Source organism: Henriciella sp., assembly GCF_029937755.1.
Taxonomy (GTDB): domain Bacteria; phylum Pseudomonadota; class Alphaproteobacteria; order Caulobacterales; family Hyphomonadaceae; genus Henriciella.
Window position 1 is genome coordinate 1018377 of the sequence record NZ_JAPYPG010000001.1, and the last position, 24343, is coordinate 1042719.

General features: G+C 62.8%; 26 protein-coding genes. 12 read left to right on the forward strand and 14 right to left on the reverse strand.

Features of this window, described 5'->3' with window-relative positions; all coding sequences use genetic code 11:
- The first annotated feature begins 6 nt into the window (after positions 1–6).
- On the forward strand, positions 7–975 hold the full coding sequence (locus Q1K29_RS05170) for an ATP-binding cassette domain-containing protein (RefSeq protein ID WP_300391893.1): 969 nt from the start codon (positions 7–9) through the stop codon (positions 973–975).
- Entirely contained in the window at positions 975–2429 is a 1455-nt protein-coding gene (locus tag Q1K29_RS05175) for an ABC transporter permease (RefSeq protein WP_300391894.1), read from the forward strand. Before Q1K29_RS05170 ends, Q1K29_RS05175 begins: the two co-directional genes overlap by 1 nt.
- Before the next feature lie 70 nt (positions 2430–2499).
- Here the strand turns inward: Q1K29_RS05175 and rpsU are convergent, their stop codons facing one another.
- Positions 2500–2745 carry a 30S ribosomal protein S21 gene (rpsU, locus tag Q1K29_RS05180; RefSeq protein WP_350210674.1) on the reverse strand — a complete coding sequence of 82 codons (246 nt, stop codon included), beginning with the start codon at positions 2743–2745 and terminating at the stop codon, positions 2500–2502.
- A gap of 84 nt (positions 2746–2829) precedes the next feature.
- On the opposite strand from rpsU, the gene Q1K29_RS05185 reads away from it, so the two are divergent.
- From Q1K29_RS05185 to Q1K29_RS05195, 3 genes are all read left to right on the forward strand, one after another.
- Entirely contained in the window at positions 2830–3453 is a 624-nt protein-coding gene (locus Q1K29_RS05185) for a COQ9 family protein (protein WP_300391895.1), read from the forward strand.
- On the forward strand, positions 3453–3923 hold the full coding sequence (locus Q1K29_RS05190; RefSeq protein WP_300391896.1) for a hypothetical protein: 471 nt from the start codon (positions 3453–3455) through the stop codon (positions 3921–3923). The genes Q1K29_RS05185 and Q1K29_RS05190 overlap by 1 nt, the downstream gene beginning before the upstream one ends.
- Before the next feature lie 80 nt (positions 3924–4003).
- Positions 4004–4942, forward strand: a complete 939-nt coding sequence (locus Q1K29_RS05195) for a DUF481 domain-containing protein (protein WP_300391897.1) — start codon at positions 4004–4006, stop codon at positions 4940–4942.
- An 11-nt stretch (positions 4943–4953) separates the two neighbouring features.
- On the opposite strand, the gene Q1K29_RS05200 is transcribed toward Q1K29_RS05195, so the two are convergent.
- Both Q1K29_RS05200 and purE read right to left on the reverse strand, forming a co-directional pair.
- Complete coding sequence (locus Q1K29_RS05200; protein WP_300391898.1) at positions 4954–6027, reverse strand: 5-(carboxyamino)imidazole ribonucleotide synthase; 1074 nt, start codon at positions 6025–6027, stop codon at positions 4954–4956.
- Positions 6024–6515 (reverse strand): 5-(carboxyamino)imidazole ribonucleotide mutase, encoded by a 492-nt coding sequence (gene purE, locus Q1K29_RS05205; RefSeq protein WP_300391899.1) that lies wholly within the window; start codon positions 6513–6515, stop codon positions 6024–6026. Before purE ends, Q1K29_RS05200 begins: the two co-directional genes overlap by 4 nt.
- Positions 6516–6618: 103 nt before the next feature.
- On the opposite strand from purE, the gene Q1K29_RS05210 reads away from it, so the two are divergent.
- The 3 genes from Q1K29_RS05210 (at position 6619) to Q1K29_RS05220 (ending at position 8432) form a co-directional block, all read left to right on the forward strand.
- The gene (locus Q1K29_RS05210) at positions 6619–7317 is read left to right on the forward strand and encodes a GGDEF domain-containing protein (RefSeq protein WP_300391900.1); all 699 of its coding nucleotides are present in this window, start codon (positions 6619–6621) and stop codon (positions 7315–7317) included.
- 116 nt (positions 7318–7433) lie between these two features.
- Entirely contained in the window at positions 7434–7601 is a 168-nt protein-coding gene (locus Q1K29_RS05215; RefSeq protein WP_300391901.1) for a DUF465 domain-containing protein, read from the forward strand.
- 60 nt (positions 7602–7661) lie between these two features.
- Positions 7662–8432: an SDR family oxidoreductase gene (locus Q1K29_RS05220; protein WP_300391902.1), complete on the forward strand. Its 771-nt coding sequence runs from the start codon at positions 7662–7664 to the stop codon at positions 8430–8432.
- Positions 8433–8515: 83 nt separating this feature from the next.
- Here Q1K29_RS05220 and Q1K29_RS05225 read toward each other — a convergent pair whose 3' ends face one another.
- Positions 8516–9847, reverse strand: coding sequence for a cytochrome P450 (locus Q1K29_RS05225; RefSeq protein WP_300391903.1), 1332 nt, complete (start codon positions 9845–9847; stop codon positions 8516–8518).
- A gap of 106 nt (positions 9848–9953) precedes the next feature.
- Complete coding sequence (locus Q1K29_RS05230) at positions 9954–10436, reverse strand: DUF2244 domain-containing protein (protein WP_300391904.1); 483 nt, start codon at positions 10434–10436, stop codon at positions 9954–9956.
- Between the two features lie 80 nt (positions 10437–10516).
- On the opposite strand from Q1K29_RS05230, the gene nth reads away from it, so the two are divergent.
- The gene (gene nth, locus Q1K29_RS05235) at positions 10517–11257 is read left to right on the forward strand and encodes an endonuclease III (protein ID WP_300391905.1); all 741 of its coding nucleotides are present in this window, start codon (positions 10517–10519) and stop codon (positions 11255–11257) included.
- 64 nt (positions 11258–11321) lie between these two features.
- Here the strand turns inward: nth and Q1K29_RS05240 are convergent, their stop codons facing one another.
- Together Q1K29_RS05240 and Q1K29_RS05245 are read right to left on the reverse strand one after the other, a co-directional pair.
- A complete protein-coding gene (locus tag Q1K29_RS05240) occupies positions 11322–11894 on the reverse strand; it encodes an ActR/PrrA/RegA family redox response regulator transcription factor (RefSeq protein ID WP_300391906.1) in 573 nt (190 codons plus the stop codon).
- Positions 11884–13296: an ActS/PrrB/RegB family redox-sensitive histidine kinase gene (locus tag Q1K29_RS05245; protein WP_300391907.1), complete on the reverse strand. Its 1413-nt coding sequence runs from the start codon at positions 13294–13296 to the stop codon at positions 11884–11886. Before Q1K29_RS05245 ends, Q1K29_RS05240 begins: the two co-directional genes overlap by 11 nt.
- 72 nt (positions 13297–13368) lie before the next feature.
- Here Q1K29_RS05245 and Q1K29_RS05250 point away from each other — a divergent pair, with 72 nt between their 5' ends.
- On the forward strand, positions 13369–13986 hold the full coding sequence (locus Q1K29_RS05250; protein WP_300391908.1) for an SCO family protein: 618 nt from the start codon (positions 13369–13371) through the stop codon (positions 13984–13986).
- 64 nt (positions 13987–14050) lie between these two features.
- Positions 14051–15283: a polyhydroxyalkanoate depolymerase gene (gene phaZ, locus Q1K29_RS05255; protein WP_300391909.1), complete on the forward strand. Its 1233-nt coding sequence runs from the start codon at positions 14051–14053 to the stop codon at positions 15281–15283.
- A 6-nt stretch (positions 15284–15289) separates the two neighbouring features.
- Here phaZ and Q1K29_RS05260 read toward each other — a convergent pair whose 3' ends face one another.
- The 7 genes from Q1K29_RS05260 to Q1K29_RS05290 form a co-directional block, all read right to left on the reverse strand.
- Positions 15290–15748: a copper chaperone PCu(A)C gene (locus Q1K29_RS05260; protein WP_300391910.1), complete on the reverse strand. Its 459-nt coding sequence runs from the start codon at positions 15746–15748 to the stop codon at positions 15290–15292.
- A 40-nt stretch (positions 15749–15788) separates the two neighbouring features.
- Positions 15789–16829, reverse strand: coding sequence for a tryptophan--tRNA ligase (gene trpS / locus Q1K29_RS05265; protein WP_300391911.1), 1041 nt, complete (start codon positions 16827–16829; stop codon positions 15789–15791).
- Positions 16830–16892: 63 nt separating this feature from the next.
- The gene (murJ, locus tag Q1K29_RS05270; protein WP_300391912.1) at positions 16893–18446 is read right to left on the reverse strand and encodes a murein biosynthesis integral membrane protein MurJ; all 1554 of its coding nucleotides are present in this window, start codon (positions 18444–18446) and stop codon (positions 16893–16895) included.
- Between the two features lie 28 nt (positions 18447–18474).
- The gene (locus Q1K29_RS05275; RefSeq protein WP_300391913.1) at positions 18475–21300 is read right to left on the reverse strand and encodes a [protein-PII] uridylyltransferase; all 2826 of its coding nucleotides are present in this window, start codon (positions 21298–21300) and stop codon (positions 18475–18477) included.
- 55 nt (positions 21301–21355) lie between these two features.
- Entirely contained in the window at positions 21356–22165 is an 810-nt protein-coding gene (locus Q1K29_RS05280; RefSeq protein WP_300391914.1) for an inositol monophosphatase family protein, read from the reverse strand.
- Between the two features lie 33 nt (positions 22166–22198).
- Entirely contained in the window at positions 22199–22591 is a 393-nt protein-coding gene (locus Q1K29_RS05285; RefSeq protein ID WP_300391915.1) for a helix-turn-helix transcriptional regulator, read from the reverse strand.
- Between the two features lie 264 nt (positions 22592–22855).
- Positions 22856–23743: an N-formylglutamate amidohydrolase gene (locus Q1K29_RS05290; protein ID WP_300391916.1), complete on the reverse strand. Its 888-nt coding sequence runs from the start codon at positions 23741–23743 to the stop codon at positions 22856–22858.
- Positions 23744–23866: 123 nt separating this feature from the next.
- Between Q1K29_RS05290 and cpdR the strand changes: the two genes are divergently transcribed.
- Positions 23867–24226, forward strand: a complete 360-nt coding sequence (gene cpdR / locus Q1K29_RS05295; protein WP_300391917.1) for a cell cycle two-component system response regulator CpdR — start codon at positions 23867–23869, stop codon at positions 24224–24226.
- Positions 24227–24343 lie beyond the last annotated feature (117 nt).

The window sequence follows — 24343 nt, forward strand, 5'->3', positions numbered from 1 at the left end:
GGGGCAATGTCCTCCACAATACCACTCGAAATGGAGGCAGTGACCAAGCGTTTCGGCTTTTTCACCGCCGTTCGAGACCTGAGCCTGACCGTCCCACAGGGGAGTATTGTCGGCTTTCTTGGACCCAATGGCGCCGGCAAGTCGACCAGCCTGCGCATGGCCCTCGGCGTGCTCAACCCGGACGAGGGCGCAGTGCGCCTGTTCGGCGGACCGCCCGATATCCATACGCTGCGCCGGGTCGGCTTCCTTCCGGAGGAGCGCGGCCTCTACAAGAAGATGAGCCCGCGCGCCATCATCTCCTATTTCGCGCGCCTGAAGGGCATGAGCGCAGGCGACAGCCGCAAGCGCGCCGATGACCTGCTTGAGATGATGGGGCTGGAAGAGTTTGGCCGCTCGCGCATTTCGAAACTGTCGAAGGGCATGTCGCAGAAGGTGCAGATTCTCGCATCGCTGGCCCACAAGCCGGATTTCCTCATCCTCGACGAGCCCTTCTCCGGCCTCGACCCGGTCAACCAGCAGGGGCTGGAAGACCTCATCATCGAGGAGCACAAGCGCGGTGCGACCATTCTCTTTTCCACCCATGTCATGGAGCATGCCGAGCGGCTCTGCGATTCCATCGTGATGATGGCGCGTGGACGCAAGGTCTTCGACGGTACGCTGAACGAGGCGTTCGGTGCGCTGGGTCGTGCGGTCCTGATCGGTGTCACCGAGGGCTTTGACCTCGATGCCGCCATGCGGGCGAAGGGGTTCGCGCATAATGAGGTGCATGGCGATGAGTGGCGCGTCTCTCTGCCGCCGGGCCGGGATACGCAGGACGCCCTGCGGGCCGCCATCGATGCCGGGGCGCCGATCACCAGTTTCCGTCCGGAAGATGCCCGCCTGCGCGATGTCTTCGTCTCGCTCGTCTCCGAGGCTGAAGCGGAAGACCTGCACCAGACGCTCGCCACCTCGACGCCCAAAGGGGAGGCTGCCTGATGCGCTCCATCTATCTCGTCGCGCGACGTGACTATCTTGGCTATGTGCAGGCCTGGGGCTTCTGGCTCGGCCTGCTGCTCACCCCGATCCTGATGGCTGTGGGCATGATGGCGCCGACCTGGGCGGCCGCCTCCCAGCCGGTGCGCTATTATACCGTCATCGAGGACGGTTCGACCTTTGCCGACGCGCTGCGCGCCGAGCTTGAGGAAGACCGGGTCCAGATCGCGCGGACCGCGCTTGATCCAATGGCATCGCTGAACGGGGATGAAAGCGACAAGCTCAACACCTTCGATGACGCGATCGAGAATGGCGCCAGTATCGAGGAGGCGCTTGAGGCCGCTGGCGGCGCGCAGGTGCAGCTGCCGCAGGCCGATTTCATCTATGTCGATCCGCCGGCCACGAGCGAGGAAGACATCCAGCCCTACCTGCTGGGCGAGCGCTCCATCGAAACAGAGGCGGGTCCGCAAACCCTGTTTGCCGCCGTCTTCGTGCCCGATGGCGAGGGTGAGATTGAATACTGGAGCGAGAACATTACCGCTCAGTCCCTGCTCGGAAAGGTCCGCTCAGCCGAGCGCACGCTGACCGAACGCCGCGTCTTCGAGGAGGCCGGCGTCAGCCCGCGCCTTCTGCGCGAAGCCGAGAACCGCGCGCGCGATATTGCCGAGAAACGGGCCCGCCCGCCGTCTGCGGCGGCGACCGGCTCGGCGGTGACGCTGGCAGACCGGGCGCCCTTCTTCGCCGCGGTCCTGCTCGCCTTCCTGCTCTGGTTCCTGATCTTCTCGGTCGTGAACTACCTGCTCATGGGGACGATCGAGGAGCGGTCCAACAAGATCTTCGACTCGCTGCTGACCTCGGTGAAGCTGCCGCACATGCTGGCGGGCAAGCTGCTTGCCGTTCTGGCTGTCGCGTTGACGCTGATGGGCGTGTGGGCGATTGGCGCGACGCTGGTCGCCAATTTCTTCTCCGGCGCCATGCCGGCCGATGCGCGGGAAATGATGTTTACCGTCGTCGCCGCCATCGCCAAGCCGGGCCTGATCTTCCCGGCGGTGCTGAGCTTCGTGCTCGGCTATCTGATGTATGGCGCGGTCTTCCTCGCGCTCGGCTCGCTCTGTGACACGATCCAGGAAGCCCAGACGCTGATGACGCCGCTCATCGTGATGCTGATGGTGCCGATGTTCATGATCGTCGTGGCGATCTCTGACGCGGAATCGCCGATCCTTTCGGTGATGAGCTGGATCCCGATCTTCACGCCCTTCCTGCTGATCCTGCGTATCCCGGCCCAGCCGCCAATGTGGGAAGTCATCGGCCTGCTGGCCCTGATGGTGGTCGCGACACTGGTCGTGCTGTGGCTCGCCTCGCGGGTCTACCGCGCGGGCGCTGTGCATGGCGCCGGCGTCGGCGATGTCGGCAAGTGGTTCACCAAGCTGCTGCCGGGCAAGAAGACCAAGGCCTAACCAAAGAAAACCCCTCCGGCCTTCACCGGAGGGGCTCTTCATCTCTACGCCAGAACTGGCGGGACTGGTCTTATGCCAGACCCTCGCGCTGGGCGCGCTTGCGAGCAAGTTTGCGAGCGCGGCGCACAGCTTCTGCCTTTTGGCGAGCCTTCTTCTCAGACGGCTTTTCGAAATGCGTGCGGGATTTCATTTCCCGGAAAAGACCCTCACGCTGCATCTTCTTCTTCAGTGCGCGCAGGGCTTGTTCGACATTGTTGTCGCGGACGACGATCTGTACGATGGTCAAATCTCCATTGGTTTTACCCGGGCCTGTCAGAGCCCGAACGGAATTCTGGCGTGAAACGACGAATGGCGGGCCTATATCACCAAATATGAGGCTTGCCTACTCCCGGAGCCAGCAATGACAGTACGCCCGTCAGTGAAACTACAGGATAAGTGGCTTGATCGCCTGCTACCGCTCGTCGAGGACGAGGGATGGACGGATCATGCCGCTACACTATCAGCGCGCGAAGCCGGCATAAGTTCCGAAGAAAAGGCACTGGCCGCGCCGAATGGCGTTCGCGACCTGATCGAACGCTTCTTCGACCGGGCCGAAGACGTGATGCTCGAGCGTCTGGCGACGGCGGATCTTTCGGCGCTGCGCACGCATGAAAGGGTGGCCGAAGGTATCAAGGCCTGGCTGGCGGCGCTGGAGCCGAACCGTGTCGCGGTGAAGAGGGCCTCCATGCGCGGTTTCCTGCCCTGGTATGCGCCGGATGCTGCGAAGCGGACCTGGAAGATCGCCGACACGATCTGGACGGCGGCCGGGGACACCGCCACCGATTATAATCGCGAGACCAAGCGCGGGCTCCTGTCGGCTGTGCTGCCGCCGATTGTCCTCTACTGGCTGGATGAGCCCGCCGAGGAAGAGCTCGACGCCTTCATCGAGAAACGCCTGCAGGGCGCGATGAAGCTCGGCCAGACCGGGTCGAAATTCGCCAAACCGGCGCTTGAGTTGATCGACCGGCTGCGGGGGCGGGGCTGATGGACTTCAGGCGACGCGAGGCTCTGTTTGCATTCGCGGCGCCGGCCCTGCCAACGGCCTTGTTGACGCAGACTCCAACCCACCGGGACAGGCGCATCCTGCTGATCGATCCGCAGGATGGCGTTCGGGGCATTATCAGCCTCTGCATGACCAGGCGCTTTGATGCGGCATGTACCAGTGTAGAGACGTTGGCGGCGGGCCTGGGTGAGCTGTTCAGCTCCCGAGGTACGTACGACCTGCTCATCTACGGTCATGATGGTGATCAGTGCGATCCGCTGGTGGGCGAGCTTGCCGCACGCTTTGAGTCAGGCCCGGCGGTTATTACGTCAGGCTATGGTCCCGGACTTCCTGCTGGCAGACGATACCCTCGCGGTCTCCAACACCTGGAGCGGCCATTTTCGTTGAAGCAGTTTGAGGTCGCCGTCGAGCGTGCATCTGGCTGGCGTGCGGCACCGCGTCAGATCTCCTGAGAACCGGGCATCCTGACGAAGCAGCTGCAAGTAAGTGCCGTCAACTTTTTGGTAACCCGCGTCAATCCAGACACGCTAACATGTTGGAAATGTTTCTGGTGCCGGCATTCGCTGCCGGTGGCTCGACCGAAATCGTGGCCAGTCTGCCTGAGCAGTTGCCCCGCCCGGTGGCGCGGATGATTTCGGCTGCGATGCGCACGGATGATGAGGCGCAGCTTGCCGCAGTGATTGATGCGGCCAAGGCGGCCTATCCGGGCTTCTCCGCAGAGATTGACGCGCTGGTTGCCGATTTGCAGACGCCGGTCGAGCCGCTGCGCATTGCGCCGCTGATCGTGCCTGCGCCGGAGCCGGTCGAGTTCGAGCCGCCAGGCTACTGGGAAGACCTCCATGCCGAGTTGACGCTGAACGCTGCAGAAACGCGCGGCAATACCGACACGCTCTATCTCGGCCTGCACGGCAAGCTCAACCTGATGCGCAAGGCGCAGATCCACCGGGTCGAAGCCTATGCCAATACGGCGGAAGCCAACGGCGTCGAGAACCAGAACAATCTCGGCGCGTCGTACCAGCTCGAGACACTCTGGACCGATGCCTATTTTGGTTATGTCCGTGGTTCCTGGCGGCGGGACGATTTTGCAGGCTTCCGGACGGACGCCTTTGCCGGGATCGGGGCGGGCGCCTACATCCTGCAGACCGACACGATGACCCTCCGCAGCGAACTTGGCCCCGGCTATCGCTATCTCGACATCGCCGAAGAGGACCGCCGCATTCACGCGGTGGGCCTTTATGGCGCTGCGGAGTTCGACTGGCTGATCGCCGAGGACTGGACGTTTGAGGTCGATACCAATGTGAACCTCTCAGGCCCCACCTCGACCATCCATCCCACGATGCGCCTGAACACCGCGGTCTCCGACAGCATCAGCGCCGGGCTGTCTTATGACCTGCGCTACGAGACCGATCCGCCCCTGATGAGCGAAAATCTCGATCGCATCCTGAAGTTCGATGTGAAGTATTCGTATTAGGCGCGGGCCGGTCAGGCCTTCCCCGTACGCCACACCACATGCCCCATCTTGCGGCCGGGTTTGGCGTCGCGCTTGCCATACAGGGTGAGGACGGCATCGTCGGAATAGGTCTCCGGGGGAGCAAGCGCTTCCTTGCCCAGCAGGTTGCGCATTTCGGCATTGAAGACGCGGGTCACAGGCCCGAGCGGCCAGCCGGCGACGGCGCGGATATGCTGTTCGAACTGGCCGGTCAGGCAGGCCTCCGGCGTCCAGTGGCCGGAATTGTGAACCCGCGGCGCGACCTCGTTGGCGAGCAGCGTGCCATCCTCCAGGACGAAAAGCTCAAGCGCCATGACACCGACATGGCCGGTCTCCGCGGCAAGCGTTTCCGCAAGGCTGCGGGCATGGGCGATAACGTCGTCTGAAAGGCCGCAGGGCGCTATGGAGGTGCGCAGGATGCCGCCGGCATGGTCATTCATGCTCGGCTCGAATGCGGTGGTCTTGCCATTGGCGCTGCGTGCAATGACAACGGAAATCTCCCGCTCGAACGGCACCAGCGCTTCGAGGATGGCGGGCACATGGCCGATCTCGGCATAAGCTGCGGCGAGATCATCGCCGGTCTTCAGGCGGACCTGGCCCTTGCCGTCATAGCCATCGCGGCGCGTCTTCAGCAGGCCTTCGCCGCCGAGCGCCTCAAGCGCTTTTGCAAGGTCATCGGCAGAATCGATGGCTTCGAAATGACCGGTCGTGATGCCGATCGAATTCAGGAAGCGCTTTTCGCTCAGCCGGTCCTGCGACACCTCCAGCGACTTCGCGCCGGGACGGACCTTGGCGCCCTGCTCGATGAGGTATTCGACCGAAGCGACGGGAATATTCTCGAACTCATAGGTGATCGCATCGCAGGCTTTCGCGAAGGCTTTCAGCGTGGCCTTGTCTTCATAGGCGGCCTGCCAGTGCTTCGCGGCAATGCGGGCGGCGGGCGGATTCTCGTCCGGGGCGTAGACATGAATGTCGAAGCCAAGCCGTGCGGCCGCCGAGCCGAGCATGCGGCCGAGCTGGCCGCCGCCAAGGATGCCGATTACGGAGCCCGGCGGCAGTGCGGTCATCCTTCGGGCGCCTCTGCCACGCTGTCTGTCTGGGCCTGGCGGAAGGCGTCGAGCTTGCTGGCGACATCCGCATCGCCGAGCGCGATGATGGACGCGGCCATGATGCCGGCATTGGCGGCCCCCGCTTCACCGATGGCGAGCGTGCCGACCGGAACGCCCTTCGGCATCTGGACGATGGAGAGCAGGCTGTCCTGACCGCTCAGCGCGCGAGACTGAACCGGCACGCCGAGGACCGGCAGCGGCGTCATCGAGGCGGTCATGCCGGGCAGGTGCGCGGCGCCCCCGGCGCCTGCAATGATCACCTTGAGGCCCCGGTCCCTGGCGGACTTGGCGTACTCGGCCAGACGGTCTGGCGTGCGGTGGGCGGAAACGATCCTTGCTTCATGCGCGACGCCGAGCTTTTCTAGCATCTCGCAGGCAAGCTTCATGACCGGCCAGTCGGACTGGCTGCCCATGATCACACCGACAACGGGTTCACGCTCACTCATTTGACCCCCCTTTCAGGAAGCGGCCCAAAATAGGCGCGGGCCTTGCCCCGTCAAGCGCTGCTATCTGCTGGATGCACAGGGGCGATTCACGTATGCTTGATTCATGCACGATCGCAGCAGGAATGGTCGACAGGAAAAGACGCGGCAGGGCCAGCGATCGCCTGCGGATTCGCTGCTCGATGCCCTGCAGATTGACCCCTCCAAGCATGATCTCGCAACCGCTGCTGCCTTTCGTGCGCTGGCCGAAGAAGTGATCTGGCTGCGCGAGGAAGAAGCCCGGCTGCGTCATCGCCTCGAAGCTTCAGAGCAGCTGGCCGACCGCGATACGCTCTGCCCGGTCTTCAACCGGCGCGCCTTTGAACGCGAACTGTCCCGCGAGATCGCGCTCGCCGCCCGCCACGGGGCGCCGCTATGCCTGGTCTATATCGACCTGGACCGCTTCAAGGATGTGAATGACAGGTTCGGTCATGCTGCCGGCGACGCCGCGCTGAAACAGGTCTGCGATATCCTCGTCTCACAGGTCCGCCAGACCGATATTATCGGGCGGCTGGGCGGTGACGAGTTCGGTGTGATCCTCACCCATGCCGAGGTCGAGGATGCGCGCCAGAAGGCCGAAACGCTGACCGGACGCATCGACCGGCTGAGCGTAAGCGGGGCGGATCCGGATGCGCCCCCGGTGCGCCTTGGCGCCTCCTGTGGCGTGGTTGAATGGACCGGCCAGCCCTCTGCTGATCTGTTTATTGCAGAAGCCGATGAGTCCATGTTCCGGGCGAAAGCCGCCCGCAAAACAGGCAGGGTCTGAAAGAGTCGTTTTCTGACCCGATTTTCATCTGAATCCCCGTGACCAGCCCCGCTCAATGTGGTTTACTGTGATGTGAAAGACACAGTTTCTCAGCAGCAAGCAAGGAGGTTGATCCTATGTCAATCCAAGGTCGTATCGAGGAGCTTTCCACCCGTCATCGCAAGCTTGATGAAGCGATTTCGGAAGAACAGAAGCGCCCTGCTGCCGATGAGGTCCGACTGCATGATCTCAAGAGGAAGAAACTAAGGATTAAAGAGGAACTGGTCACGTTGCGGCCGAACTAGGCAGACCAGTCCGGCATTCCCTGATCCGGCTGGATCCCCCTGCCGGATCAGGAGCCATTTATGGAAAAACCCGTCACCCTCATTCTCGGCCTCGGCCAGCTGACCGGCGAGGCCGTTGCCCGCCGCTTTGTCGAAGCCGGCCACAATGTCATCGCCTGCGACCCGCAAATGAAGCGCGTCGAGCGTGTCGCCGACAATCTGCGAGACCGGGCGCTGGTCCAGCATGAAGAGCTGCACACCCGCATTGGCGTGAAGAACTGCCTTGCGGCCGCGATCGAGGCGTATGGGCAGGTCGATCATCTGGTCTGCATCCCTCCCGTGGCGCCGGAAATGCCGCTCACCGAACTCCAGATCGACCAGTTCGAGAAGCTTCAGATGCGGGCCGTCCGGGGCGCGGTGCTGACGCTGCAGCTGTTCGAGAAGCATATTGCGAGACGCGTCGAAGAGGCGGGGGATACGATGGGGCGGCGTCCCCAGATGGGCAGCGTGACCTTCATCCTGTCGCTTTCGGCGACGCAGATGAACTATGGCGATTTCGGCGATGCGGTCGTCCAGCATGCCATCCTCGGCGTGATGCGCGCCGGTGCCGTGGAGCTGGCGCCCAAGCGGATCCGCTCGAATGCCATCTGTGCGCTCCGTCCACGCGCGGAAGCCCAGGAAAGCCAGTGGCTGAAGAAGCGCACACCCATCGGGCGAGCCTGCCAGCCTGACGAGATCGCGGATGCGGCGCTTTACCTGTCCCAGCCGGCCAGTGCCATTATCACCGGCGAAACGCTGGTCATGGATGGCGGGCGCGCGCGCCTGTCCGGCCTCATCGACACCGACGACTAAAGGCGCTCGCCAGAACGGCGCAAAGAAAAAGCCCCGCGAGCCTTTGGCTGCGGGGCTTTCTGCTGTGGCCGTGGGACGGGCCTTTATTTCTTGGGGTGCAGGATGACCGGCATCCAGGTGTAGCCCTTCACGAAGGAGTGCGGCGTACGCTCCGGCTCGTCGAGCAGCTCGACATGGTCGAAGCGTTCCATGATCTCTTCCCAGAGAATGCGAAGCTGCAGCTCGGCCAGGCGGTTGCCCACGCAGCGGTGGATGCCGAAGCCGAAGGAGAGGTGGTTGCGCGCCTGCTTGCGGTCGATGATCAGGCGGTAGGGGTCTTCTTCCCAGAACCGCTCGTCACGGTTGCCGGACACATACCACATGGCGATCTGGTCGCCTTTCTTGATCGTCTTGCCGTGCATCTCGACATCTTCGAGTGCGGTGCGGCGCATATAGGCAAGCGGCGTCTGCCAGCGGATCACTTCCGAAACCATGTTCGGAATGATCGACGGGTCGGCTTTTAGCTTCTTGTACTCTTCCGGCCACTTGTTGAGCGTATAGACCGAGGCGGACATCGAGTTCCGCGTCGTGTCATTGCCGCCAACGATGAGCAGGATAACGTTACCCAGCAGCTCCATCGGCGTCATGTTCTTGGTCTTCTCACCGTGGGCGAGCAGGCTGATCAGGTCATTCTTCAGCGGCTTGGCCTGACGTTCCTGATAAAGGCCGGTGAAAGTGGTCAGGCACTCCATGAGTTCCTGCTTCCACTGGTCGAGGCCGCCGGGGCAGATGTCCGGATTGTGCGGGTTCACGGCTACGTCCGACCAGCGCGTCAGCTTGCGGCGATCCTCGAACGGGAAGTCGAACAGGGTGGCGAGCATCATCGTGGTCAGCTCGATGGAGACATTGTCGACCCAGTCGAACGGCTCGCCGACAGGCAGGGAGTCGAGCAGGCCCTGGGTCCGCGAACGGATCAGCGGCTCGAATTCCTTGAGCATATTCGGGGCGACCGCCGGCTGGACGGTCTTGCGCTGTTCGGAGTGGCGCGGCTCATCCATGGCGATGAACATCGGCAGCTCGAAGTCGTCAAACGGCTCGCCGAGCGTGATGCCACCATATTCCCAGGACGAGGAAAAGCGCTTGTGGTCGATATCGATCTTCTGGATGTCTTCGTAGCGCGTGACGGACCAGAACGGGCCGGAGAAGCTGTCCGGCGTGTAGTGGAGCGGGTCATTGTTGCGCATCCAGGTGAAGAAGTCCCAGTGGGCGTCGCGGCGCCAGAGCTCCGGATCGAGAATGTCGAACGTCGACATGTCCACGTCTTCCGGAGACGGGATCGGCGCATCGCGATCGAGATGGAACTCCATCAGTTTCTCGCGCGCCGTCGTCTTCGGGCGCTCAAGATTGTGACGAACTGTAGTTGCGGTGTCAGCCATGATCGTGCCTCCTGAAATGCCGGTTTTTGCCGGCTGTCTTCCTCGTTTCACAGAACCCTACCATAGACTTTGTTAGAAAACCATGACGCCTGCGTCATTTTTTGAATCAGTAGCGTTCGGCCCTTGCCCGGGCGACGGCAGACGTGATGGCTTCATAGAGTGACCGGCGCTCACGCGGGGTCAGGAACCGTCCGATGACATAGGCTGTCTGGCCGTGGGCGAGGCGCAATTCGCTCGGGCCGCGCGGGGGCTGGACCAGTGCCAGCCGGGTAAAGGCGGTCGGGAGTTTCGCCGTCCGCATCTTCTGTCCCGGACGCGAATGGGTCAGCTCGATGGCCTCGGCCGTAATCTGAACGCGGGTCTCTTCCTTCAGGTTCTGGAAGTTCCTCCTGAAGGCGTACCAGATCGCCAGCGCATCAAGCCCGAACCAGCCGAGGACCGGGAAGGCGCCCATCGACAGGAACATCATGCCGGCGAGGAAGCTCATTCCGCCGACCAGGCCCATGATGACCAGGAAGGCACGCGGGCTGAGCGCAGTATTCGGTGTCAGCGTTGCATCGAAATGGATGAGGGAGGGGGCGTCCGTCATGGGTCTTAATTTGTGACGAGATGGCTCCTGCGGCAAGTGAAGGCTTGATCAGGCGGCTGCGGCATTTACATCGCTTCGCCATGGCGAAGACACCTGCGAAGAAGACCCCGGCCAGCCCGCGCAAGAAAAAACGTGCTGCCGCGACCCTCGGTCCGGAGAAAACCGCCCGGCTCTATGCCGCGCTGGCGGAAGACCGCCCGGCGCCGAAGACCGAACTCGAATATCACAACCCTTACACGCTGGTTGTCGCCGTGGCGCTCTCTGCGCAGGCCACCGATGTCGGGGTGAACAAGGCGACGAAGAAACTGTTCGAGGTCGCCGATACGCCGGAGAAGATGCTGGCGCTGGGCGAGGAAGGCGTTGCCGAACACATCAAGACGATCGGGCTGTGGCGCAACAAGGCCAAGAACGTCATCGCGCTCTCGCAGCGCATGGTCGATGAGTATGACGGCAAGGTGCCGGAGAAGCGCGATGAGCTGACGACGCTGCCGGGGGTGGGGCGCAAGACGGCGAATGTTGTGCTGAACGAAGCGTTCGGCCACGAGACGATTGCCGTCGATACCCATATTTTCCGGGTCTCGAACCGGACCGGCCTGGCACCGGGAAAGACCCCGGACGAGGTCGAGGCGCAGCTGGAGCGGGTGACGCCGCCGGAGTTCAAGCGCGGCGCCCATCACTGGCTGATCCTGCACGGGCGCTACACCTGCGTCGCGCGCAAGCCGAAATGCTCGGACTGCGTGATCGCCGATATCTGCAAGTTCAAGGACAAGACGCCCGATCCAGCCAAGAAGACATCGGATCTGGGGCCGAAGGGGCCTTAGGCAAGGAGCGTTTTCCTCCCCCGCAGGCGGGGGAAGAAGGCAAAACAGCCAGGTATTGGAAAGACTAGCGCGGCGCGCGTTTGGCAAGGATGCGCTGCAGCGTCCGGCGGTGCATGTTGAGGCGGCGGGCCGTTTCCGAGACATTGTGGTTGCACAGCTCATAGACCCGCTGGATGTGTTCCCAGCGCACGCGGTCGGCCGACATCGGGTTTTCCGGCGGCTCCGGCATACCCTCACCCTGATTGACGAGGGCGCGGATGATGTCTTCGACCTCGGCCGGTTTGGCAAGATAATCGGCGGCGCCGGCCTTCACGGCGGCAACGGCGGTCGCGATAGCACCATAGCCCGTCAGGATGACGGCGCGGGCTTCCGGGCGGTAGCGATGAAGGACTTCAACGACATCGAGGCCTGAGCCGTCTTCCAGACGCAGATCCAGCACGGCAAAGGCCGGCGGGTTCATGCGGCAGATATCCTTGGCTTCAGCAGCCGATGACACAGCCGAGACCAGAAAGCCCCGCTGGGTCAGGGCGCGGCCAAGGCGCTGCAGGAAAGGGCCGTCATCATCAAGCACAAGACAGGTCTTGTCCTCGACATCTTTCAAGGCCTCATGAAGTTTTACGGTGACGTTATAGTCCATCGGATTTGCTCTCCACTTGGGGACTATTTATCTGCATGCGGTCAGATTCCAAGGATTCGAGTGCTTTTCGTGGCCAGACGGCCTGCACAATTGCGCCATGTCTTGGTGGAGTGCGGTTTCTGGTGGCGATCCGACCCCCCGTGCGCTCGATCAATGTCTTGGCGATGAAGAAGCCAAGCCCCATGTCGCCGCCGCCAAGATGCGCATCGCTGCGCTGCGAGACATAGGGTTCCCCCAGTTTCGGCATGACCTCGGCGGCAAAGCCCGGCCCGTCATCCGACACGGTCACCATGAACTGCCGGTCCGTCCAGCTGGCCACCGCGCGGACTTCGCTATCGGCGAAGCTCACCGCATTCTCGATGAAAGCGCCGAGCGCGTGCAGTATTTCAGGGCTGCGGCGGATCAGCGGAACGCGAGGCTCGCCATGCTCTCCGGGGGAGTAGGTGACGCGCAATTCGACGCCGAGCCCCTTGAAGGGGGCGGCGGCTTCCTCGACGAGGGCACTCAGCGGCATGTTGGCATGGACGATGTCCTCGGCCTCGCGCGCCCGGCTGAGCTTGCCGAGAATCTCGCGGCAGCGGTCGGCCTGGCTGGCGATAAGCTGAACATCCTCATGGCGCGGGTCGGCTTCGTCGAAATCGGCGGCGAGTTCCTTGGCGACAAGGTGAATGGTGGCGAGCGGCGTGCCGAGCTCATGCGCCGTCATCGCCGACATGGCCCCAAGGGCCGAGAGACGCTGCTCCCGCGCCATGACAATCGAGGCGGCGTCCAGCGCGCGGACCAGCCGGGCTTCATCCTCGCTGAGCCGTGCCGACGACACGACGAAAAAGAGGATGCCGATGCCCAGGGCTGCGAAGTGGCCCCACTCGAAGAGCGGTGGCAGGTCGAAAGACTGGCCGGGCCGCCAGGGCAGCTCATAGGCGAAGGCTGGCATCACAGCGGCGCAGGCAATGCCCAGCAAGGCGATGGAGATCGAATAGCGCGGCCTCAGACTTGTCGCGGCCACGGTCACCGGCGCGAGCAGGAAGAGCAGGAAGGGATTGGTCAGCCCGCCCGTCAGCGCGATCAGCAGGGCCAGCTGCATTGTGTCGAAGGCCAGTTGCAGCGTGGCTTCCCAGCCTTTCAGCAGCACCTGCTCGCGCATGGCGAAGGACAGGAAGACGTTGAGCCAGGCCGAGGCAGCAATAACGGTCAGACAAAGGCCGAGGGGCAGGTCGAAGCCAAGAATGAACTGAACGAAGATGACCGCCGCCGTCTGGCCGGCCACCGCCAGCCAGCGCAGCGTGACCAGGGTGCGCAGGCGTGCGCGCCCGCGGGCTGCATCGACACCGGCAAGGCCGGTCGGCAGCAGGCTGTAAAGCGCCTGTTCAAGGCCCTCACGATTGGCGGTGACGTCGTCCATCTTGCTCCTGCGACACTGTTTCTCCGTAGTCCGGACTTGCAGAGCCCGAGTGTGCGGCACATACCTTCTGCCATGAAACCCGTTCAGACAATGTTTCTCGGCATGGCTGCCTTCCTCGTCGCGTGCAGCGGTGAACAGCCGGTGAAGACAACAGCCGGCGGTGCGCTCGCGAGCTGTACCACGCGCGCCTATGAGGAGATTGGCGGGCCGTTCACCCTGACCAACCAGGATGGCGAAACCGTCACCGAGGAAGACTTCAAGGGAAAGCCGTCTCTCGTCTATTTCGGATTTACCTATTGTCCGGATGTCTGCCCCGGCACGCTGGTCGGCATCAACAATGCCTACCGCCAGCTGCCTGAAGGTGTCGAGCCGCCGCAGACCATCCTGATCTCGGTCGATCCCGAACGCGACACGCCGGAAGCGCTGAAGAAATACGTGAACAGCAATGCCTTCCCGGACAATCTGGTCGGCCTGACGGGCACGCCCGAGCAGATCGCTGCCGTCGCGGACGAGTTCTTCGTCGGATATGACCGGATCGAGACCCCGGAAAGTGCCGGTGAGTATACGATGGATCACACATCGCTGCTCTATCTCATGGACGAGGACTGGCAGCTCGAAACCTTCTTCGCCGAGGGCAATTCCAGTCCGGAAAAGATGGCCACCTGCCTCGGCCAGCTGCTGCGCGACTAGAGCGTCATTGCAATTTGAGGAATATGGGCGCATATGTTGCGGTGCAACATAAGGGGTGTGTCGAGTGCTCTATTCACTGGTGGAAATGAACAAGGCCGCGCTGGCGCCGCTGCGCCTGCAGGCCAAGGCTGCGGATTCGCTCTGGTCATCCACCGCAAACCCCTTCCGCGAAACACAGTTTGCCCGGTCCGTCTCCGCGGTTTCCAAGGTCTTCGAGCGCGCCACGCGCTACTATGGAAAGCCCGAATGGCAAATCGCGGAAACCGAAATCAAGGGCAAGACCCACGCGGTCACGCCGATGACGGTCTGGGCGTCTCCCTGGTGCCAGCTTGTGCACTTCCAGACCGAGGATGCCCCGAAAAACCGTCCCGAACTGATGATCGTGGCGCCGCTCTCGGGCCACTATGCGACGCTGCTGCGCGGGACGGTGGAGGCCTTCCTGCCGACGCATGATGTCTATGTCACCGACTGGACCGATGCGCGCATGGCGCCGATCTGGTTCGGCCGCTTCGACCTCGACGACTATATCGACCATATCCGCGACATGCTGGATTACCTGGATGCGGGCGTTCATGTGCTCGCCGTCTGCCAGCCCGGCCCGCCAGTCCTCGCCGCCATCGCGATGATGGCCGAGGATGGCTCTCCCGACCTGCCGGCGACGATGACCTTCATGGGCTCGCCCATCGACGCCCGCCGCTCGCCCACCGTGCCGAACAAGCTGTCGGAGGAGCGCAGTCTCGACTGGTTCCGCTCCAAGATGATCCATACTGTGCCCGCACCCTGGCCGGGGGCCTTCCGGCGGGTCTATCCGGGCTTCATCCAGCTGACCTCCTTCATGCACATGAACTGGGACCGTCATGTCGACGCCCAGCACCGCTTCTTCGAACACCTGATCGAGGGTGACGGGGACAGTGCCGACAGGCATGAGACCTTCTATGACGAATATCTCTCTGTCCTCGACCTGACCGAGGAATTCTACATCCAGACCATCGAGCGGGTCTTCCAGAAGGCCCTGCTGGCGCGCGGCGAATACCGCTACCGCGACGAGCGGCTGGTGAAGCCGGGCGCAATTGAATCGGTGGGCCTGATGACAGTCGAGGGCGAACTGGATGACATTTCAGGCATCGGCCAGACACAGGCCGCCCATGACCTCTGCACGCGCATTCCGGACAAGATGAAGGCCGACTATATCCAGCCGGGCGTCGGCCATTATGGTGTGTTCAACGGCTCGCGCTTCCGCACGGAAATCGTCCCGCGTGTGATCGATTTCCAGCAACAGGTGACAAAGAAGAAGTAACGGGCCCTATTCGCCCCGAGCGCGGACTTCGGCGTCGGCTTCCAGCGTCAGGGTTTCGCCGTCAGCCGTTTCGAAGGTGAAGGCGATGTTCGCCGCCTCGCCGGCGGCGAGGTCAGGCACGACACCGAACAGCATCAGATGATCGCCGCCGCGCTTCAGCTCCAGCGTTTCGCCGTCCTTGATCTCGAAGGACTCCACCGGCCGCATCGTCATCTTGTCGTCCACCATCGCCATGGTGTGGGTCTCGACCGTTGCGGCGACGTCGGAGCGCGCGCCCGTCAGTGTGACATCTCCGCCTTCGACGGTAATACGGATGCCGCCCATGGTGACGTCCCGCCCACCGATCGGAGCCATGATGAAGGCATCCTCATAGGAGAGGACAGGCCCATCTCCAGCAGGAGAGGAGGCGGGCTGACAGGCTGCAATGAGCGCAGGGGCGAGTAGCAGGGGTGCGAGGCATCTCATGGGACAGATCCTTTTCTGAACCCCCAGCTGTCTCACGGCCTTATGGCCGCCAGAAGCCGACGATCTGCCGCACCTCTTCCATGATCGGTTCGGCAATCGCGTTGGCTTTGTCCGCCCCGATGCGCAGCGCGGCATCGATGTCGCCCGGATTGTCCATCAGCTCGCGCATGCGCGCCGTGATCGGCGCAAGATGGTCGACAGCCAGTTCGGCGAGCGCCGGTTTGAACGTGCCGAAGCCCTTGCCGCCATACTCGGTCAGGACCTGCTCGTCCGACATATCTGCCAGCGCGCCATAGATGCCGACAAGGTTGGCGACTTCCGGGCGGCCTTCGAGGCCATTGGTATCGCTTGGCATGTCGCCCAGCGTGTCGGTCTTCGACTTCTTGATCTTGCGCGCAATCGTGTCGGCGTCATCGATCAGGTTGATCCGTGAATTCTCCGCCGGGTCGGACTTCGACATCTTCTTGGTGCCGTCCTTGAGCGACATGATCCGGGCACCCGGCCCTTCGATCAGGGCTTCTGGCAGCGGGAAGAAGTCCGGCGCGTCGAAATCGCGGTTGAAGCGGTCTGCAATGTTACGCGCGAGCTCAAGGTGCTGCTTCTGGTCTTCGCCGACCGGCACATGCGTCGCCTTGTAGGCGAGAATGTCGGCCGCCTGCAGCACAGGATAGTTGAACAGGCCGACCGAGGCCCGCTCGGCATCCTTGCCGGATTTTTCCTTGAACTGGATCATCTTCTCCAGCCAGCCCATGCGCGCCACGCTGTCGAAGACCCAGGTGAGCTCCGTATGCGCGCGCACAGAGGATTGCACGAAGAGGACGGATTTCTCAGGGTCCACACCGCTGGCCATCATAGCCGCCGCGATCTGGCGCGTCTGGCTGGCCAGCGCTGACGCATCATAGGGCATGGTGATGGCGTGCAGGTCCACCACGCAGTAGACGCAGTCCCAGCCCGCATCCTGAAGCATGGCAAACTTCTTCAGGGCACCGAGATAATTCCCCAGATGGAGATTGCCGGTGGGCTGGATGCCGGAGAAGACCCGCTGGGGCCCGGCATAGGTCGAGGTCTGTTCGTCAGTCATGGCGCGGCCAATAGCGCATGGTATCAGGCGCGCCTAGTCCCCGATTGCGCTGGATGGACGGTTTCAGCTCTTGCGCGCCGGTTTGAGTTCGCTTGGCCGGATTGCACCGAAGAGGAGGGCAAAGATGCCGTAGGCTGCCGCACCAGCCGCTGCGATGAGCAGCGCCGCCAGGAATTTCGAGTCGAGAGTGTAGCCGGCAATCGTGGTGCTCATGCCTGCGAGATACCAGAGCAGGCCGGCCAGTGCTGCAGACGCGACGAGAACCGAGGCCAGCCGCTGCACCAGGCGCGTGCCGGGCTTGTACCAGCCACGTCCGAGAAGGCCGAGGAAGAGCAGGCCGGCATTGACCCAGGCTGCTGTACTGGTTGCCACGGCGAGGCCCGGGAAGCCTGCCATGCCCTGCGATTTCAGGAAGAAGAACAGGCTCGCGCCCAGAACGGTGTTCACCGCCACAGAGATGAGCGAGTAGTTCATCGGCGTCTTCGTATCCTCGCGGGCGAAAAAGCCAGGCGCCAGCACCTTGATCAGCACGAAGGCCGGCACACCCCAGCCGAAATGAAAGAGCGCGCGGGCTGTCTGCTGGGCGTCGACCGAAGTGAAGTCGCCGCGCGTGAAGAAGCCGTCGACGAAGAGGAACGGCGCGGCCATCAGGGCGGCGGCTGCAGGCATGGTAAGCGCCATGGCAAGGCCGACGCCATTGTCCATCACCGACTGACTCTGGGTCTGGTCATCCGAGCGCGCCGCCCGTGACAGGCGCGGCAGGATGGCGAGGCCCACCGCCACACCGACCAGGCCGAGCGGGAGCTGGTAGAGCCGGTCGGCGGAGTAGAGCCAGGTCTTCGCGCCGGTCTCGAAACTGGCGAGTGCCTGGCTGACCATGATATTGATCTGCATGCCCGACGCCGCAATCGTTCCCGGCACAGCCAGCGCCGCCACGCGTTTGACGCCGGGGGTGAGCTTCGGCAGGCCAAGGCGCAGGCGGATTTTCTGCCGCGAGACGCCATACCAGAGCAGGATGACCTGCAGCAGCCCGGCGACCGAGACGGCGAAAGCGAGCGACTTCGCGACTTCGTAATTGTCGGACCCGATAAAGGCGGCCCCCAGCAGGCAGAGATTGAGCAGTGTGGGCGCAGCTGCCGACATGGCAAATCTGCCACCGGAATTCAGCACGCCCGACAGGAGCGCAGCCAGCGCCATGAAAGACATGTATGGCATGGTGATCTGCGTCAGCAGGATCGCCAGAGGGAAGTGGACCGGGTCATTCCGGTAACCGCCATGTAGCAGCAGCATGATCCATGGCATCGCCATCTGCGCGAGGATGACGAGCAGGGCCGTCACGGCGAAGAGGCCGCGCAAGGTTTCCTGCGCGAGCTGCTCTGCGGCCTCCGGGCCTTCAGCCTCCAGTGTGCGCGAATAGGCTGGCACGAAGGCCTGCGCGAAGGCGCCTTCGGCAAAGACCCGCCGGAACAGGTTGGGGAACATCAGAGCGGTGAAGAACGCGTCCGCCACCGGCCCTGCGCCAAGCTTGGCGAGGATGACGACATCGCGCAGGAAGCCGAGTGCCCGGCTGCCAAGTGTCCATGTCGACTGGGTCAGCGTGTTGCGCAGGACACTCATGGGCGGACGGTCTTCCTTGCGGCCTTGATCAGAAGCTGTCGGCGGCGTTGGCCTGCTTCAGGCTGCGGGCCGGTGTTCTCGGGGCTTCGGGTTCATCGCGCTTGAGTGCGGCAAGAAGATGCTCCTTGAGCGCCAGTTTGCGGGCATCGTCATAATTGTCCGGAAGCTGCACATAGAAGGCATCGAAGACGCGCTCGCCATAGCTGCCAACATGGGCGGAGTGGATGGAGATGTTCTCTTCCGCCAGCACATTGGCGACGTCATGCAGCAGGCCGGGCCGGTCGCGTCCGGCGACATCGATCACGGTATAGTCCGAAGACAGGCTGTCATCGATCTTGACCTGCGGGATAACAAGAAAGGCCGCTTCGCGCCGCGAAGACGGGGTGACGATCTCCTTGATCGGCGCATCGCTGGTAAAGACGCGGCGGACTTCGTCTTCCAGCCGTTTCAGGCGGCCCGGATCGCCCGCGGCGAAGACGCCGCCCTTGCCGTCCTGCAGGATGAAGACGTCGACGATAAAGCCTGACGGGCCGGTATAGACCTGGGCGGAGACCACGTTCGCGCCTTGCGCGGCGATGGTGCCGGCGAGCTTGGCAAAGAGACCCAGCCGGTCATGGCCGGCCACCAGCAGCGAGACCCCGCCGCCATCCTCGCGCACCTGCGCGGAGATGACCGGCGTTTCGTCGGAGGCAAGCTTCTTCGCGTGCTCTTCCAGCACGTCGACATCGAAGCCGGTCCAGTAAGACGGATCCATTTCCTGCATGACGGGGGGGACTTCGCCAATGCGCTGTTCCAGTGCGTCACGATTGAAGGCCGCGCGCCCGGCAAGTTCGCGCGCGACACTGGTTTCATCTGTCCGGCCGCCGCGCAGGGCAGCTTCGGTATTGTGGTAGAGGTCTTCCAGCAGCTGGCCTTTCCAGGCGTTCCAGATGCCGGGGCCGACGGCGCGGATATCGGCAATCGTCAGGATGTAGAGCAGGCGCAGCCGCTCGATCGAGCCGACAAGGGCGGCAAAGCGCACGATCGTGCTCGGATCGGCAATGTCGCGTTTCTGGGCGGTCTCGCTCATCTCGAGATGGTGGCCGACCAGCCAGGCAATGAGGTCGACTTCGGCATCATCCAGGCCAAGCCGTTCGCCGGCCTGTGTGGCGGTCTTCATGCCCTCGACCTGCTGGTCACCATGGCCCTTGCCGGTGTCATGCAGCAGCATGGCGAGGTAAAGCACCTGCTTGTTGTCGATCTTCTGGAACAGGCGGTGGGCAAGCTCGAAGCCTTCGCCGCCTTCGTGGTCCATCTCGGCAATATATTCCACAGCGCGGATGGTGTGCTCATCCACGGTGAAGTGGTGGTACATGTTGAACTGGGTCTGCGCGACGATGCTGCCGAACTCCGGCAGGAAGCGGCCAAGCACGTCGGAATCGTTCATGCGGCGCAGGGCCAGGCCCGGATCGTCTCCTTCGACCAGAAGCTTCAGGAAGGCCTCGCGCATTTCCGGCTTCATGCGGGTCTTGGGGTTGATCAGTTTTGATTTGCGCGCCGCCATTGTCATCGCATCCGGGTGGATGTCGTGGCCCGTCTCGTCGGCGATGGCGAAAAGGTTGATCAGGTTTTCCGGGTGCTTGTTGAAGACATCCTCGCCGGTGACGCTGATGCGGCCGCTATCGACAACGAAGCCTTCCTGCTCAAGCGGTTTCGGCCCGCCGGACGGAATGAAGCGGCGCCAGCCTTCCGGCTTTTTCAGATGCTCGGCCTCGAGTTTGGCGGCCAGGATGCGGGTGAGATTGCCGACATCCTTCGCAACCAGGAAATAGTGCTTCATGAAGCGCTCGACGCCAAGCTGTTCGGACCGGTCGCGATAGCCCATGCGCGAGGCGATTTCCGGCTGCATGTCGAAGCTGAGGCGCTCTTCGCCGCGCCCGGTCAGGTAGTGAAGGTGACAGCGTACCGTCCACAGGAACCGGGCGGCACGGTTGAACACGGTGTATTCGTGCTGCGTGAACGGACCGTTCTGCATCACGTCTTCCAGCGTCTCGCCGCCATACATGTGCTTGGTGATCCAGAACAGCGTCTGCAGGTCGCGCAGGCCGCCCTTGCCGTCCTTCACATTCGGTTCGACCACATAGCGGCTATTGCCCTGCTTGGCGTGGCGCGCATCACGCTCGGCCAGCTTGTCGGCGATGAATTCGGTATTGTGGCCTTCAATGGCTTCGGCGCGGAACTTCTGATCCGTCTCATCCGCGAGGCTTTGATCCCCGAACAGGAAGCGCGCATCGAGCAGCGAGGTCTTGATGGTCACATCCTGCTTTGACAGCCGGATACATTCTTCCGGTGTGCGGAAGGCGTGGCCAACCTTCAGCCCCATGTCCCAGATCGCGTAGAGCATATACTCGATCACGCTCTCGGCATGGGCTGAGGCCTTGTAAGGCCGGATGAAAAGCAGATCGATGTCGCTCGACGGCGCCAGAACGTGACGGCCATAGCCGCCGGTCGCAAAGACTGCGAGGCGTTCGCCCTCGGTGGGGTTGCGTGCGCGGTGGACGTGGACGGTTACATAGTCATAAAGCGCGTGCAGCACCTCATCCTGCACGGCGGCCAGCAGCCGGGCAGTATCGAGCCCGTCGGCGCCCTGCTGCAGCCGTTCCTGCGCGATCATGCGGCCGCGGAAAAGGGCGCCATGCAGGTGGTTCAGCACTTCCTTGCGGGCGGCCTGTTCGTCGCCGAGATTGTCGAGAAAGGCCGTGGTCAGCTTCACCCGCAGGGCGCGGCCATCGATGATATTGGAAATCTTCCACTTGTTCGGCCACCGCTTGGTGGGCAGCTTGCGGTGGACGAGGGAGTTGCTGGTCTCTGTCATATGTCCCTATCTAGCGCGAATCTGCGCCCTGTGACCAGCAATCCTGCAGGCGAGGTCAGAGCGCAGAGCGGCGCAGCGAGATCAGCGCCTGCTCGAAAAGCGGCTCAGAGGTGGCGCAGGCGATCTGTGAGCCGAGCTTCGCCTCATTGCCACGCCAGTCACGAGCAACGCCGCCAGCTCCGCGCACCACCGGGATCAATGCGGCGACATCATGCGCCTGCAGGCCGGTCTCGCAGACCAGATCGATCGTCCCGCCGGCGAGGCGCGCATAGCCATAGGCATCGAGGCCGTAGCGGGTGACGCGGGCGGTATGGCGCAGATGCGTCCAGGCGCCCTGTTCGGCAGGGGTCATGATGAAGGGATCGGTGGTCGCGATGATTGCATTGCGAAGGTCATCGCAGTCTGAAACATGCAGCTGTGTACGGCTGTCTTTCGTTTCCAGGAAGGTCCCCGCGGGCGAGCCGACATAGCGTTCACCCAGAACGGGCTGGTCGATCATTCCCAGAACGGGATTCCCTTCTGGGTCAACAAGGGCAATCAGCGTGGTCCAGACGGGCAGGCCGGCCAGGAAGGCGCGGGTGCCGTCGATCGGATCGATATACCAGGTCCAGCCGGAGGGGCCTTCATGAGCGCCGAATTCCTCGCCGTCGATCCCATCATCCGGGCGCTCGCGGCCAAGGATGTCGCGGATGGCTTCCTCGGCGGCCTTGTCGGCGACCGTCACAGGATCATAGGAGGCGCCCTTGCCGCCCTTGTTCTCGGCGGCGACCCCGGCGCGGAAGTGTGGCTGAATCACAGACCAGGCAGCGTCTGCGAGCTGCCTGGCCAAGTTGAGTGATGATGTTTCGTCGAAACCTGTCTGCATGGAGAGCGGCTTTGGGCCAGCCGCCCGCCAGCGTCAAGCGGCGCCGGTATCGTTCTGGTCGCCTTCAAGCGCCTTGGCGAGATCCAGCAGGCGCCGGCGCGGGCGTTCGCTAAGGCGGTAATAGGCGCGCACCAGTTCCAGCGTTTCCTTCTGGCTGAGGATGTCGCCGTCGAGCCGTTCGGCATCATTTGCGGCAAGCAGGTCGTCGCCTTCCATGCCGTCGAAGAAATACTGAACAGAGACGTTCAGGGCCCGCGACAGGTCATATAGCCTGGATGAGGTCATGCGGTTGGCGCCGCACTCATATTTCTGTATCTGCTGGAATCGCACGCCGACCTGGCTTGCGAGTTCCTGTTGGGTCAGTCCCAGCAATCTGCGACGGCGGCGCAGTCTCTTACCTACGTGCAGATCCGTTGTGTCCGTCATGTGCGGCTCCCCTGAGTTCCGGACGGGTGTCCCGATTTGAAAACGTCTGGGGAACGGGGTGAGCAAGCTTCATGCCGAGTGGGTGTGTGCCAGCCTGTCGCATGCAAAAATGCAGGGATCCTTCATTTGGCCCTTGCATTTTGTGCGCCGCACAATAATGTAGGTCTCAGCACTGCGGTGCTAACGCCTTCTGGCGTTTCCTCCCTTTACCTTATTGGCCGTGCCGGCTTGGCACGGCCATTTTTTTCTTCAGGGATAAAGGGGTCAGGGGCGCAGCCGTAGGGCGAGCCGCCGCACCTCAGCGATGAGCGTATCGAATTTTTCGATCAGGGCCTCGCTCGTCTTGAGAAGCTCGACGCTCGCTTCATCCATGTAAAGCTTACGGTTTACCTCGATCTGGAGCGCATGCACATGACGTTTCGGGCGCCCGTAGAGGCGGGTCGTATACCCGCCGGCATAGGGCGCATTTCGGGCCACACTGAGCCCCAGCTGCCGGAATGTGCGCTCCACGAGATTGGTCAGCTGGCTGGTGCAGCTCGATCCGAACCGGTCTCCCAGCACGATATCCGGCAGCGCGTTGCGCCCTGGTTGTCGTGAAGGCATGGAGTGAACATCCAGAAGGATAGCGCTACCAAAATCCTGATGCAGTGCAGCAATTTCGGCCTTGAGAGCCTGATGATAAGGGGCGTGAACGTCTACCAGTCTGACCCGCCCATCCTCCGGGCTAAGCTTTTTTGCATAAATAGTGTCCCCTCGTGCACCGATCTTGGGCAGACAGCCCAGCCCGGCCTGCACCCGCGCGGTCGGGGCGGCGACCGGGCCGGGCGGGAGTCCATCGAACATTTCGGGGTCAAGTTCGTGCGGATCGCGGTTCAGGTCGACATAGGCACGCGCATGTGTAGCCGCCAGCAGGGTCGCGCCAAGGTCGGGTGCATGGGCAATGAGCCGGTCGACATAGGCGTCTTCCGTGCGGCGCAGGTCGATAAGGGGCACGCGGATATTCCGAAGCAGCGACTCCGGGTAATGGGTTCCACTGTGCGGAGACGAGAGCAGGACGGGCGCATCGACGGCCGCCGGGCGAACCAGCCTGTAGGCCGGGACCGGGTCGGGCGGGCTTTCCATTTCGCCCTGTTCTCGTTCGACAATGCTCATAAGGTCCAGATGGTTGGGTATTTCAGACAAACGTCAAGCTTGCCGACAATGTTCACTCGCAATTTACCCGAAGCGTGCTCTGTGGAATCAATAGATGAGTGACCATTCCGGGGACAGGGGCCTATGAGCAAGATTCTTCTCGCCGAAGACGATGAAATGATGCGCACCTTCCTGGCTGCCTCGCTGAAGCGGGCCGGCCATGATGTGCTGCACTTCGAGGATGGCGAAACGGCCCTCAATGCGCTTGAGCGTGAAGTCTTCGATCTCCTTCTGACCGATATCGTGATGCCAGGCATTGACGGGATCGAGCTGGCGCGGCGCGGTGCGGAACTCGATCCGGCCATGAAGATCGTCTTCATCACCGGTTTTGCCGCCGTCGCGCTCGCCTCCGGCACACCGACGCCGGCCGGCGCAAAAATCCTCTCCAAACCCTTCCACCTGCGCGAACTGGTCGAAGAGGTCGACCGCGTCATCGCGGCCTGACATTCACAGCGTTTCCGGACTTGACTTGCAGCGCTCCCTGCCCGATTAGGGCCGCTTCCAATCGGATGGGCGGTTAGCTCAGCGGTAGAGCACTACGTTGACATCGTAGGGGTCACT